The organism is Streptomyces sp. AcH 505, assembly GCF_000818175.1.
In the GTDB taxonomy this organism is placed as follows: Bacteria; Actinomycetota; Actinomycetes; order Streptomycetales; family Streptomycetaceae; genus Streptomyces.
The window spans coordinates 1,439,586-1,451,622 of the sequence record NZ_JTIY01000001.1; the positions used below are offsets into that span (position 1 = coordinate 1,439,586).

Consider the following 12,037-nt stretch of genomic DNA (forward strand, 5'->3'; position numbering starts at 1 on the left):
CAGCGAGCCGGGCGCGCCGGCGGGCGGTACGGGTGCGCCGAAGGCGCCGGGTGCGCCAGGTGCGCCGATCGGTCCTGGCGCGCCAAGTGGGCCGACGGGACCGAGCTGTTGCTGCTGTCCCGGCACGCCGGGCGGCTCGGGCACCGGCGCGTATCCGCACAGCGCCTCCTCCGCCGCTCCGGCGGCGAGGCCGGTCAGCACCACGCGCCCGTCGTCGCAGACGAGCACCGTACGGACGGTGATGTTCCGGTGGGTCCAGCCGTGGCCGTGCAGCACCCGTACGGCGGTGAGCACGTCGGAGGCGATCTCGGCGGCGCGGTAGGGATTCAGCGGGCGTTCGGCGAGCAGCGCGGCGAGCGGCCTGGCGGCGACCAGTTCACTCACTATCCACAGCGAGCCACCCTCGGCGAACACGTCGAAGACCTGGTCGAGCCGGGGGTGGTCGGGGATCTGCGCCGCGCTCTGCGCCGCCTCGATGGCCCGGCGCACCGCGGGGTCGGTCGGCCGCCGGGTGGTGCGTCCGGAGACCCGGCGCGGCGCGGGACCGCTCTCCGCCTCCACCACCTCGGCGTCCACGACTTCCGGTAACGGGACCTGCCTGACGAGGACTTCCTGGCCGCTGTACGTGTCGAAGGCCCGGGTCTCGACGAGGTCGTACTCGTCGGAGGGCGGCAGGGGCAGGCGATAGCGGTCGGCGAGCACCCGACCCGCGTATTCGTCCACAACGCCTCCCCTCACCTCTCGGGTCTCCTGATCCGGAAGACCTACGAAACCGCCAATTCCGGTCGATTACCGGCCCATTGTGGCTGCGTACGGTTCGCGTACTCTCACGATACGTGGCCGCAGGCAAACGCGCCGCAGGGTCGCGGCAACCGAATCTGGAACGTGTCGTTCCGGAGCCGCGCCCCTGCGCGCCGACGGCTGAAAGGTGTCAGTCCTTCGGCTTGAACGTGGCGAAGGCCGTGTCGCGCAGCGTCTTGCATTCCGCCCCGTCCCATTCGCTCGCCTTGCAGCTGACCATTATCGAATATCCGTGCTTGGAGTCGATTCGGAAACCCCGGTCGAGCACCTTCATCTGCTCGCCGTTCTGCTGCCGTTCGAAAGTCCAGTCCGCCACGGTCGGATACCCGTTGTAGTCGGACTTGCGCATCCCGACGAGCTTGTAGTTGGAACTGCTGCCCCGGACCGCCGACTCCAACTGCTGCCAGGCGAGCAGGGCGTTGCCCGTGGGACTGCTGGTGAAGTCGACCTGGACGCGCGGGAAGCCGCCGTTCTCGCTGTATATGCCGCCGGAGTTCTGGCCCGCTATGTCGGTGCGGTGGAAGCCCTTGGGCAGCGCCATCGAGAAGTGGAACCTGCTGTCGGTCACCGTGGAGTAGCCGGCGGGCAGTTCGGCTCCGCCGCCGCCCGCACCTCCCGTGCCCGCCGAAGCGCCGTCGCCCGGCTCGCCGGACTTCGCCGGTGAGGCGGGGGCCGACGGGGTGTCACCGCTGCCGCCCGCCTTGCCCGGTGCCTCGCTCTGTCCCTGGCCCTTGTCGTCGTCCTTGCCGTCGCCGGTCGGCTGACCGCCCGCGCCGGCCCCCGCCGAAGCCGACGGGTCGTCCTTGCCGGACGCGGAGCCGCCGGAGTCGCCGCCGCTGAGGGTGATGGCGAGGATCGTGGCGATCAGCGCCAGCGCGACGACGGCCGCGATGATCACCAGGGTGCGCCGGGGCACCACATCGGTGAGGGAAGCGCGCTGCGTCGCGGGTCTGGTGGGCGCTCCGGGCGTGGCCGGCTGCGCCGTCGGCCGGGTGGGCGTGCGGCCCGTACCGGCCCCCACCGAGGCGGATGCCGTGGTCTTCACCGGCTTCGGGGTCTTCTGGGGCCTGGGGGCACGCTCGGCCTTCGCCGGCTTGCCCGCCGCCGGGGGCACCGGCGGCAGCGGCACGACGCGGGTCTTCTCGGACGCCGGCAGGGCCGGCGGCGGCGCGGCCGGCTTCTCCGGCGCGTTGATCACATCGAGCAACAGCCTGCGGGTGCCCGGCTCGTCGAGCCGCAGCGCGGGGTCCTTGGCCAGCAGCCCGTATATGACCTCGGCCAGCTCGCCCGCGTTCTTCGGCGGGTCGAGCGGCTCGGTCATCACGGCCGTGAGCGTGGCGATGGCGGAGCCCTTGTCGTACGGGGGCGAGCCCTCGACCGACGCGTACAGCAGACCGCCGAGCGACCACAGGTCGGCGGCGGGGCCCGGCTTGTGGCCGCGGGCGCGCTCGGGCGAGATGTACGAGGGGGCGCCGACGAGCATGCCGGTGGAGGTGACCGAGGGGTCACCCTCGACCTGGGCGATGCCGAAGTCCGTGAGGACGACCCGGCCGTCCTCCCCCGCGATCAGCACGTTGGACGGCTTCACGTCGCGGTGCAGGATGCCCTCGCTGTGCGCGGCGCGCAGCACGTCGAGGATGGCGAGACCGACCTCGGCCGCGCGCCTCGGGGTGAGCGTGCCGTCCTCGCGGATGGCCTCGGCGAGCGACTTGCCCTCGATGAGCTCCATGACGATCCAGGGCCGGTCGTCCTCGTCGACGACGTCGAAGACCGTCACGGCGCCGTTGTTACGGATCCGGGCGATCGCCTTGGCCTCGCGCAGGGTGCGCGTGATGAGCCGGCGCTTCTCGTCGTCGTCGATGCTGGAGGGGAAGCGCAGTTCCTTCACCGCGACCGTACGGCCGAGGGTTTCGTCCAGCGCCCGCCAGACGGTGCCCATGCCGCCGCGGCCGAGCACACCGCCCAGCCGGTACCTGCCCGCGAGCAGCCGCCCTTCGGGGGTGGGGCTCTTGACGGCGCCGCGCGGCGTGTCCGCGGGCGCGTCCGTCGGCGCGTCCGGCACCGCGTCGTCGGGCGCGTCCCGCCGCACGTCCCTGGGCGCGTCTTCCGGTGCGTCCTGGGACGCGTCTCGTCGTGCGTCGTCCGGCGCGTCCTGCTTCGGTTCCGGTTCCGATTCGTGCTGGGGATCCTGCGCCGTGTCCCGCGACTGCTCCGCCTCCGACATGCGTCCCCTCTGCGTTCCCTGATCCTGGCCCGCGACCGCCGCCAGGCGCTTGTCTGGCCCGGCCCGCGCGATGCCGTAACGCGCCCTGGCAGAGGCTCCATTGTCCCTCACTCCGGCACCACTGCCGCTCCCGGGTCCCGCGTCGGTAAGGATGGGTCCGGAGGAGAGGACCCCCACCATGCCACTACCCCGGCTCCGACTGGTCACCCCGCTGGTCATAGCCCTGTTCGGGCTTGGCGCAAGCGTGCTGGGGACGGGCGTACGAAGCGACGGCCCCGTCCTGTCGCTGCTGGTCTCGGCGGGCGGCGCCCCGCCGCCGCCCAGTTGTCCCGTACACCGGGCGCCACCCGCTTCCAGAGCGCGGGGGCCGGGATCGGCAGGGCCGACCACTTCCGCGCGGGGTCCGTCACCAAGAGTCTGCTGGCGACGGTCGTTCTGCAGCTCTCCGCCGAGGGCGCGTTGAGAGTCGACGACACCGTGGAGCGCTGGCTGCCGGGGCTGGTGCGCGGCCACGGCAACGACGGGCGCCGGCTGACCGTACGCGCCCTGCTCACCCACACCAGCGGTCTGTACGACTACACCGCCGACCGCTCAGCGCCGGCCCCGACGACCCCGCGGGCCGCCGTACGCGTCGCCCTGGCCCGTACGCCGGGCCCGGCAGGCGACTACGCGTACTCCAACACCGATTACGTACTGCTCGGCCTGATCATCCGCCAGGTCACCGGCCGTTCGTACGCCGCCGAGGCCGAGCGGCGCGTCATCGTCCCGCTCGGTCTCACCGGCACCTCGTTCCCCGGGAGCCGCACCACGCTCCCCGACCCGCACGGCCGTGCCTACAGCCGCACTTCGGGCCCGGACGGGCCGCTGAGCGACGTCACCGATCTCGATCCGCGTACGGCGGGGGCGGCGGGCGAGCTGATCTCGACGCTGGACGACCTCAACCGCTTCTACTCCGCGCTGCTGGACGGTGAACTCCTCGCCCCCGCCCAGCGGCGCGAACTGCTCGACACCCGCGCCACGCACGGCGTCTACGGGATGGGCGTCTATCCGCAGCGGCTCTCCTGCGGCGTCACGGTGTGGGGCCACAACGGCCGGATCGCGGGCAGTTACGTCCGCACCGCGACCACGGCCGACGGCCGCCACACCCTGTCGTACCGGATCGACACGGACGCCCTCACCGACGACTCGCTCGAACCGGCCCTCCTCGACGCGGAATTCTGCGGATCCTGATCCTGATCCGCCCGCGCGGGGAGAGCCGCCCGCGCGGGGAGAGCCGCCCGGCGCCCGCCCGGCCCGCGGCTAGATCGGCACGATGTCCGGCGCGCCCAGCCGCGCGGCGTCCGCCGTCAGATCGTCCGGCTGGCGCTGCGACTCGCGCTCGGCCTCCACCCGCTTCTCGTAATGCTCGACCTCCCTGGCGATCTGGTCCTTGTCCCAGCCGAGCACCGGCGCCATCAGCTCGGCGCACTCCTGCGCGCTGCGGGTGCCCCGGTCGAACGTCTCGATCGAGATGCGGGTGCGCCGGGTCAGCACGTCGTCGAGATGGCGCGCGCCCTCGTGCGAGGCGGCGTAGACGATCTCGGCGCGCAGATAGTCCTCGGCGGCCGGCAGCGGCTCACCGAGCCGGGGGTCGGCCTCGATCAGCTCCAGCACCTCCTCGACCAGCGTGCCGTAGCGGTTGAGCAGATGCTCCACCCTGACCACATGGATGCCGGTGCGCTCCGCCATCCTCGCCCGGCCGTTCCACAGGGCGTGGTAGCCCTCGGCGCCGAGCAGCGGCACGTCTTCCGTGACGCACTCGGCGACCCGCTGGTCGAGGCCGTGCACCGCCTCGTCCACCGCGTCCTTCGCCATCACCCGGTACGTCGTGTACTTGCCGCCCGCCACGACGACCATGCCGGGCACCGGATGGGCGACGGTGTGCTCGCGGGACAGCTTGCTCGTCGCGTCCGACTCGCCGGCCAGCAGCGGCCGCAGCCCCGCGTACACCCCCTGCACGTCGTCACGGGTCAGCGGTACCGACAGCACCGCGTTGACATGCTCCAGCACATAGTCGATGTCCGCGCTGGACGCCGCCGGGTGGGCCTTGTCGAGGCTCCAGTCGGTGTCGGTGGTGCCCACGATCCAGTGCCGCCCCCACGGGATCACGAAGAGCACCGACTTCTCCGTGCGCAGGATCAGCCCCGTCGTGGAGTGGATCCGGTCCTTCGGGACGACCAGATGGACGCCCTTGGAGGCGCGGACATGGAACTGGCCGCGCTCGGCGATCAGCGACTGCGTGTCGTCCGTCCACACCCCGGTGGCGTTGACGATCTGCTTGGCCCTGATCTCGTACTCGCCGCCCCCTTCGACGTCCTGCACCCGGGCGCCGACGACCCGCTCGCCCTCGCGGAGGAAGCCGACGACCCGCGACCGGCTCGCCACATGCGCGCCGTAACTGGCCGCCGTACGCACCAGCGTCGCCACATAGCGCGCGTCGTCCATCTGCGCGTCGTAGTACTGCAAGGCGCCCACCAGGGCGTCCTTCTTCAGGCACGGCGCGACGCGCAGCGCGTGGCGGCGCGTCAGATGACGGTGTGTCGGCAGGCCGCGGCCATGGCCGGACGACACCGACATCGCGTCGTACAGCGCGACGCCCGAGCCCGCGTAGAGCCGCTCCCAGCCCTTGTGCTGCAACGGGTAGAGGAACGGAACGGGCTTCACCAGATGCGGCGCCAGCTTCTCCAGCAGCAGACCGCGCTCCTTCAGGGCCTCGCGCACCAGCCCGAAGTCGAGCATCTCCAGATAGCGCAGACCGCCGTGGATCAGCTTGCTCGACCGGCTCGACGTGCCGGAGGCCCAGTCGCGCGCCTCCACGATGCCGGTGGCCAGGCCACGCGTCACCGCGTCGAGGGCGGTCCCCGCACCGACCACACCCGCGCCCACCACCAGCACGTCCAGCTCGCGCTCGGCCATCGCCGCGAGCGCGGATTCGCGCTCAGCGGGTCCCATTGTCGCTGTCCTCACTGTTTGCCTCCCGTCGCCCCCGTGTGGTCAGGCCCACCACTGGTCAGGCCCACCACTCGATTCTGTCCGCCCTCGCCGACTTCAGCCACTGCCTGTGGATAACACCGGTCGAAGATCCGGATCCGACGCCGACTCCCCGGGCCACGCAATGCCGCATAACGGTCATATTTAAGCCTAGTCTGACATTGCGCTTGCTCGTTCTGTCCAACCTGGCTTGCGCTCACTGTCCACTCCGGCTAAGGGAAGGACGGCCACCGCCATGCCCGCAGATCTCGCCGTCATCGGACTCGGCCATCTCGGCCTGCCCCTCGCCCAGGCCGCGGTAGCCGCAGGTATCGACACCATCGGCTACGACACCGACCCGCGCCCGGTCGCCGAACTCGCGGCGGGCCACACCCCGGCCGAGGGTTCACTCACCGCGTCCGACGTGCGCAGGATGCTGTCACGCGGCTTCCGCCCCACCACCAACCCGACCGAGCTGGGCCGGGTCCGCACCGCCGTCATCTGCGCGCCGGCCCCCCTCGGGCCCGACCGCACCCCCGATCTCAGCGCCATCGGCACCGCGGCGCGCGCCCTCGCGGCGCGGCTGCGCCCGCACACCACCGTGCTGCTGGAGTCGCCGGTCGCGCCCGGCACCACCGAGGGCTTCCTGCGCGGCGTACTGGAAGAGGGCTCCGGGCTGCGCGCCGGGCGCGACTTCCACCTCGCGTACTCCCCCGGCCGGCTCGACCCCGGCAACCGCAGCCACGGCATCGCCAACACCCCCAAGGTCATCGGCGGCCTCACCCCCGCCTGCACCGAGTCGGCCGCCGCGTTCTACGGCCGGCTCAGCGACAAGGTCGTACGGGCCCGGGGCCCGCGCGAGGCCGAGACGGTCAAGCTCCTCGAAACCAACTTCCGCCATGTCAACATCGCCCTCGTCAACGAGATGGCCGTCCTCTGCCACGACCTCGGTGTCGACCTGTGGGACGTCATCCGCTGCGCCGAGACGAAACCGTTCGGCTTCCAGGCGTTCCGGCCAGGACCCGGCGTCGGCGGCCACGGCGTACCGCTCGACCCCAGCTATCTGCCGCACGCGGGCCGCACCCCCGGCCATCCGCTGCGGATGGTCGGGCTCGCCCAGGAGATCAACACGCGGATGCCGCAGTACGTCATCCAGCGCTGCGCGACCCTCCTCAACGAGCACGGCAAGTCGGCGCGCGGCGCGCGGGTGCTGCTGCTCGGCGTCACGTACAAGCCGGACCTCGCCGATCAGGAGAGCTCACCGGCCACCGAGATCGCCTGCCGGCTCACGGATCTCGGCGCCGCCGTCAGCTACCACGACCCGTACGTCCCCGACTGGCGCGTGCGCGACCAGCCCGTACCGCGCGCCGACTCGCTGTACGAGGCGGCGGCCAACGCGGATCTGACGGTGCTGCTCCAGCACCACCGCACGTACGACCTCCAGGGGCTCGCCGTCAAGGCCCAACTGCTGCTGGACACCAGGGGCGCGAGCCCGGCGGGGGCCGCGCACCGGCTCTGAACCGGCCACACCGGCCCTGAGCTGGAATTGCGTACCGCGTTGTCGGTGGCGGCTGTTACTCTCCAGGGCCATCGTGTGCAAGTCATGCGCACGCCATAATCCCTGGGGGGGATTTTCACCATGAGCCAGCCTGTCCAGCCGCCCGGCAACCAGCCCGTTCCGCCGTCCGGCAACCCGTTCGCCGACGGCGCGGGCGCCGTTCCGCCCGCCCCGTTCATGCCGGCCCCGCCGCCGGCCAGGGTCCGCAACAACATCGCGGGCGGTGTGGTCGCAGCGGTGATCGCCGCGCTCGTGGCCGCCCTGGTGTACGGCTGGATCATCGGGCTCACCGAGCGCGAGATCGGCTGGGCCGCCCTCGGCGTCGGCGCCCTCATCGGCTTCGCCGCGGGCAAGGTCGGCGGCGGCAACCAGCTGCTGGCGGGCGTCAGCGCGCTCCTCGCGCTGGGCGCCGTCTACCTGGGGCAGATCTTCGGCCTCGCCGCGATCGGCGGCAAGCAGCTCGACGTGTCGGCGACGAGCATGGTGATGGACCACTTCAGCGTCCTCACCGACGCGTGGAGCCAGGAGATGGACTTCATGAGCTTCGTCTTCCTGGCGCTCGCCGCGTTCGCCGCCTTCTCGGCGGCGAAGAAGACGGCCGAGTAGAGCCCGTACGCACCAGGGTGCCCCGGCCGGAATCCGGCCGGGGCACCCTCATCTACGAGCGCCACACACGAGCGTGGTCGTCAGCGCCGGTGCTGCGAGTCCGCGACCGTGACCTCGACGCGCTGGAACTCCTTGAGTTCGCTGTAGCCCGTCGTCGCCATGGCCCGCCGCAGCGCGCCGAAGAAGTTCATCGAGCCGTCCGGGATGGTCGAGGGCCCGGCCAGGACCTCCTCCGTCGTCCCGACGACACCGAGGTCCACCAGCTTGCCGCGCGGCACGTCCTCGTGGACGGCCTCCATGCCCCAGTGCCTGCCCTTGCCCGGCGCGTCCGACGAGCGCGCGAGCGGCGAGCCGATCATCACGGAGTCGGCGCCGCAGGCAATCGCCTTCGGCAGGTCGCCGGACCAGCCGACCCCGCCGTCCGCGATGACATGCACGTACCGGCCGCCCGACTCGTCCATGTAGTCCCTGCGGGCCGCCGCCACATCCGCGACGGCCGTCGCCATCGGGACCTGGATCCCCAGCACGTTACGGGTGGTGTGCGCCGCGCCGCCGCCGAAACCGACGAGCACCCCGGCCGCGCCGGTACGCATCAGGTGCAGCGCCGCGGTGTACGTGGCGCAGCCGCCGACGATGACCGGGACGTCCAGCTCGTAGATGAACTGCTTCAGGTTCAGCGGCTCGGCCGCGCCCGAGACATGCTCGGCGGAGACCGTCGTGCCGCGGATGACGAAGATGTCGACGCCCGCGTCCACCACGGCCTTCGAGAACTGCGCGGTGCGCTGCGGCGAGAGCGCGGCGGCCGTGACGACGCCCGAGTCCCGCACCTCCTTGATGCGCAGCCCGATCAGCTCTTCCTTGATCGGCTCGGCGTAGATCTCCTGGAGCCTGCGGTTGGCCGTGGCCTCCTCCAGCTCGGCGATCTCGTCGAGCAGCGGCTGCGGGTCCTCGTAACGGGTCCAGAGGCCTTCGAGGTTGAGCACCCCGAGCCCGCCCAGCTCACCGATGCGGATCGCGGTCTGCGGGGAGACGACCGAGTCCATCGGAGCGGCCAGGAACGGCAGGTCGAACCGGTAGGCGTCGATCTGCCAGGCGATCGAGACCTCCTTCGGGTCCCGGGTGCGCCGGCTGGGGACGACGGCGATGTCGTCGAAGGCGTACGCCCTGCGGCCGCGCTTGCCGCGCCCGATCTCGATCTCAGTCACGATGTGCCTTTCCCTCTACGTCAGCCGTCCCAGTATCCCCGACACACCGATGCCGCCGGTGACGGGCCACCGGCGGCATCGGGAGATGTCAGTGCTGGTTGTAGTTCGGCGCCTCGACCGTCATCTGGATGTCGTGGGGGTGGCTCTCCTTGAGCCCCGCCGCCGTGATCCGGACGAACTGCCCCTTGCGCTCCATCTCGTCGATGGAGGCGGCGCCCACATAGCCCATGGTCTGCCGCAGCCCGCCGATCAGCTGGTGCAGCACGGCGCCGAGCGGGCCCCGGTAGGGCACCTGGCCCTCGATGCCCTCGGGCACGAGCTTGTCGTCGGAGGAGACGTCCGCCTGGAAGTAGCGGTCCTTCGAGTACGAGCGGGCCTGGCCGCGCGACTGCATGGCGCCGAGCGAGCCCATGCCGCGGTACGACTTGAACTGCTTGCCGTTGATGAACTGCAGCTCGCCCGGTGACTCCTCGCAGCCCGCGAGCAGGCTGCCGAGCATGACCGTGCTGGCCCCTGCGGCGAGCGCCTTGCCGATGTCGCCCGAGTACTGCAGGCCGCCGTCGCCGATGACGGGGACACCGGCGGCCATGCAGACCGACGCCGCCTCGTAGATCGCCGTGACCTGCGGGACGCCGATGCCGGCGACCACGCGCGTGGTGCAGATGGAGCCGGGGCCCACGCCCACCTTGACGCCGTCCACGCCCGCGTCGATGAGCGCCTTCGCGCCGTCGCGGGTGGCGATGTTGCCGCCGATAACATCCACGGAGACACTGGACTTGATCTTGGACATCCAGCTGAGCGCGTTGCTGTTGTGGCCGTGCGAGGTGTCCACGACGATGAAGTCGACCCCGGCCTCGGCCAGCGCCTGGGCCCGCTCCAGGGCCTCCTGGCTGGCGCCGACGGCCGCGCCGACGAGCAGCCTGCCCTCGGCGTCCTTGGCCGCGTTCGGGTACTGCTCGGCCTTGACGAAGTCCTTGACGGTGATGAGGCCCTTGAGGATGCCCGCGTCGTCGACGAGCGGCAGCTTCTCGATCTTGTGGCGGCGCAGCAGCTCCATGGCGTCCACGCCGGAGATGCCGACCTTGCCGGTGACCAGCGGCATGGGGGTCATGACGGCGCGCACCTGCTGGCCGCGGTCCGTCTCGAAGGCCATGTCGCGGTTGGTGACGATGCCGAGCAGCTTGCCGGCCGCGTCGGTGACGGGGACGCCGCTGATCCGGAACTTCGCGCAGAGCTGGTCGGCCTCGGCCAGCGTGGCGTCCGGATGGACCGTGATCGGGTCGGTCACCATGCCGGACTCGGAGCGCTTCACGAGGTCGACCTGGTTGGCCTGGTCGGCGATGGAGAGGTTCCGGTGGAGCACACCGACCCCGCCCTGGCGGGCCATCGCGATGGCCATCCGCGCCTCGGTGACCTTGTCCATCGCCGCGGAGAGCAGCGGGATGTTGACCCGTACGTTCCTGGATACCTGGGACGCCGTGTCCACCTGGTTGGGCAGCACCTCCGAGGCGCCAGGCAACAGCAGCACGTCGTCGTATGTCAGCCCCAGCGTCGCGAACTTCTCGGGCACTCCGTCGACGTTTGCAGTCATGACACCTTCCCCAGATGGCCTTGATCGGTGCGGATGTCCATGCTAACGGGCTCCACGGCGGTCTCATTCCACGATCGTCTCGATCAGGACCTGGGTCACGGCCGGAGGGCCGGGCGCCGGGCCACTGCCGCCGCCTACTGCTCGGCGAGGGCGCGCAGTCTGCTGAGCGCGCGGTGCTGCGCGACCCGTACGGCGCCGGGCGACATGCCGAGCAGCTGTCCGGTCTCCTCGGCGGTCAGCCCCACGGCGACCCGCAGCACCAGCAGTTCGCGCTGGTTGTCGGGGAGGTTGGCGAGCAGCTTCTTCGCCCACTCGGCGTCGCTGCTGAGCAGCGCCCGCTCCTCGGGTCCCAGCGAGTCGTCGGGCCGCTCCGGCATCTCGTCGGACGGTACGGCCGTGGATCCCGGGTGCCGCATGGCGGACCGCTGGAGATCGGCGACCTTGTGTCCGGCGATGGCGAAGACGAACGCCTCGAAGGGCCTGCCCGTGTCGCGGTAGCGCGGCAGCGCCATGAGGACCGCCACACACACTTCCTGCGCGAGGTCCTCGACGAAGTGCCGTGCGTCGCCGGGGAGCCTGCTCAGTCGCGTACGGCAGTAGCGCAGCGCCAGTGGGTGGACCCGGGCGAGGAGGTCGTGCGTCGCCTGCTGGTCACCGTCGACGGCACGGTGGACGAGCGCACCGATCACTGTGGGCTCGTCGTCGCGCATCGGTCCATGGTGCCTTGGCGGCTCCTGATTGGTGGCACCGCGTCCGTAGTTGTGCACTGAAGCGTTATGAGCAGGTGCGGCGGAACTCATGCCCTGTGCCCTCCCCTCGCGCTCGTCCGACTCGTTCCCGAGGAACTCCACATCTCCAAGGATGCGGCATCGCGCGGGAAACGGTCGCGTACGGGCATACGTTGCCCCGCCCACCCTGAGTTATGGCCTGTCCGGCGGATCAGGGTCGGACAGGCCGCGGCGTCTGGTGCGGTGGATCGCAAGGCGCCGGGACGCTTCGATAGCGGAGCTATCGGGGCGGTTCGGCAACGCCGCGAGGTGCCG

8 protein-coding genes and 1 pseudogene are annotated in these 12,037 nt (G+C 71.4%); 3 read left to right on the forward strand and 6 right to left on the reverse strand.

Going from position 1 to position 12,037, the window contains the following annotated elements; translation table 11 throughout:
* Positions 1-723: protein kinase (locus HY68_RS06560; RefSeq protein ID WP_041985515.1), on the reverse strand; the 723-nt coding region annotated here is incomplete at its 3' end.
* A gap of 208 nt (positions 724-931) precedes the next feature.
* The gene (locus HY68_RS06565) at positions 932-3,025 is read right to left on the reverse strand and encodes a serine/threonine-protein kinase (protein ID WP_107070059.1); all 2,094 of its coding nucleotides are present in this window, start codon (positions 3,023-3,025) and stop codon (positions 932-934) included.
* 178 nt (positions 3,026-3,203) lie between these two features.
* Here HY68_RS06565 and HY68_RS06570 point away from each other — a divergent pair.
* Positions 3,204-4,255: pseudogene (locus tag HY68_RS06570) on the forward strand (serine hydrolase domain-containing protein).
* Positions 4,256-4,324: 69 nt separating this feature from the next.
* Here HY68_RS06570 and HY68_RS06575 read toward each other — a convergent pair.
* Positions 4,325-6,031: a glycerol-3-phosphate dehydrogenase/oxidase gene (locus HY68_RS06575; RefSeq protein WP_041985517.1), complete on the reverse strand. Its 1,707-nt coding sequence runs from the start codon at positions 6,029-6,031 to the stop codon at positions 4,325-4,327.
* A 259-nt stretch (positions 6,032-6,290) separates the two neighbouring features.
* Here HY68_RS06575 and HY68_RS06580 point away from each other — a divergent pair, with 259 nt between their 5' ends.
* Both HY68_RS06580 and HY68_RS06585 read left to right on the forward strand, forming a co-directional pair.
* Positions 6,291-7,553, forward strand: coding sequence for a nucleotide sugar dehydrogenase (locus HY68_RS06580; RefSeq protein ID WP_041985520.1), 1,263 nt, complete (start codon positions 6,291-6,293; stop codon positions 7,551-7,553).
* 120 nt (positions 7,554-7,673) lie between these two features.
* A complete protein-coding gene (locus HY68_RS06585) occupies positions 7,674-8,198 on the forward strand; it encodes a hypothetical protein (RefSeq protein WP_041985522.1) in 525 nt (174 codons plus the stop codon).
* An 80-nt stretch (positions 8,199-8,278) separates the two neighbouring features.
* On the opposite strand, the gene HY68_RS06590 is transcribed toward HY68_RS06585, so the two are convergent.
* The 3 genes from HY68_RS06590 to HY68_RS06600 form a co-directional block, all read right to left on the reverse strand.
* On the reverse strand, positions 8,279-9,403 hold the full coding sequence (locus HY68_RS06590) for a GuaB3 family IMP dehydrogenase-related protein (RefSeq protein WP_041985526.1): 1,125 nt from the start codon (positions 9,401-9,403) through the stop codon (positions 8,279-8,281).
* 88 nt (positions 9,404-9,491) lie between these two features.
* A complete protein-coding gene (guaB, locus tag HY68_RS06595; protein ID WP_041985528.1) occupies positions 9,492-10,994 on the reverse strand; it encodes an IMP dehydrogenase in 1,503 nt (500 codons plus the stop codon).
* Between the two features lie 134 nt (positions 10,995-11,128).
* Positions 11,129-11,704, reverse strand: a complete 576-nt coding sequence (locus HY68_RS06600) for a sigma-70 family RNA polymerase sigma factor (protein ID WP_041985532.1) — start codon at positions 11,702-11,704, stop codon at positions 11,129-11,131.
* Between the last annotated feature and the right edge of the window lie 333 nt (positions 11,705-12,037).

Bases quoted from the DNA above. Each gene is read 5' to 3' on its own strand.
- HY68_RS06600 (WP_041985532.1), bottom strand. From the start codon at position 11,704: ATGCGCGACGACGAGCCCACAGTGATCGGTGCGCTCGTCCACCGTGCC.
- HY68_RS06565 (WP_107070059.1), bottom strand. From the start codon at position 3,025: ATGTCGGAGGCGGAGCAGTCGCGGGACACGGCGCAGGATCCCCAGCAC.
- guaB (WP_041985528.1), bottom strand. From the start codon at position 10,994: ATGACTGCAAACGTCGACGGAGTGCCCGAGAAGTTCGCGACGCTGGGG.
- HY68_RS06580 (WP_041985520.1), top strand. From the start codon at position 6,291: ATGCCCGCAGATCTCGCCGTCATCGGACTCGGCCATCTCGGCCTGCCC.
- HY68_RS06585 (WP_041985522.1), top strand. From the start codon at position 7,674: ATGAGCCAGCCTGTCCAGCCGCCCGGCAACCAGCCCGTTCCGCCGTCC.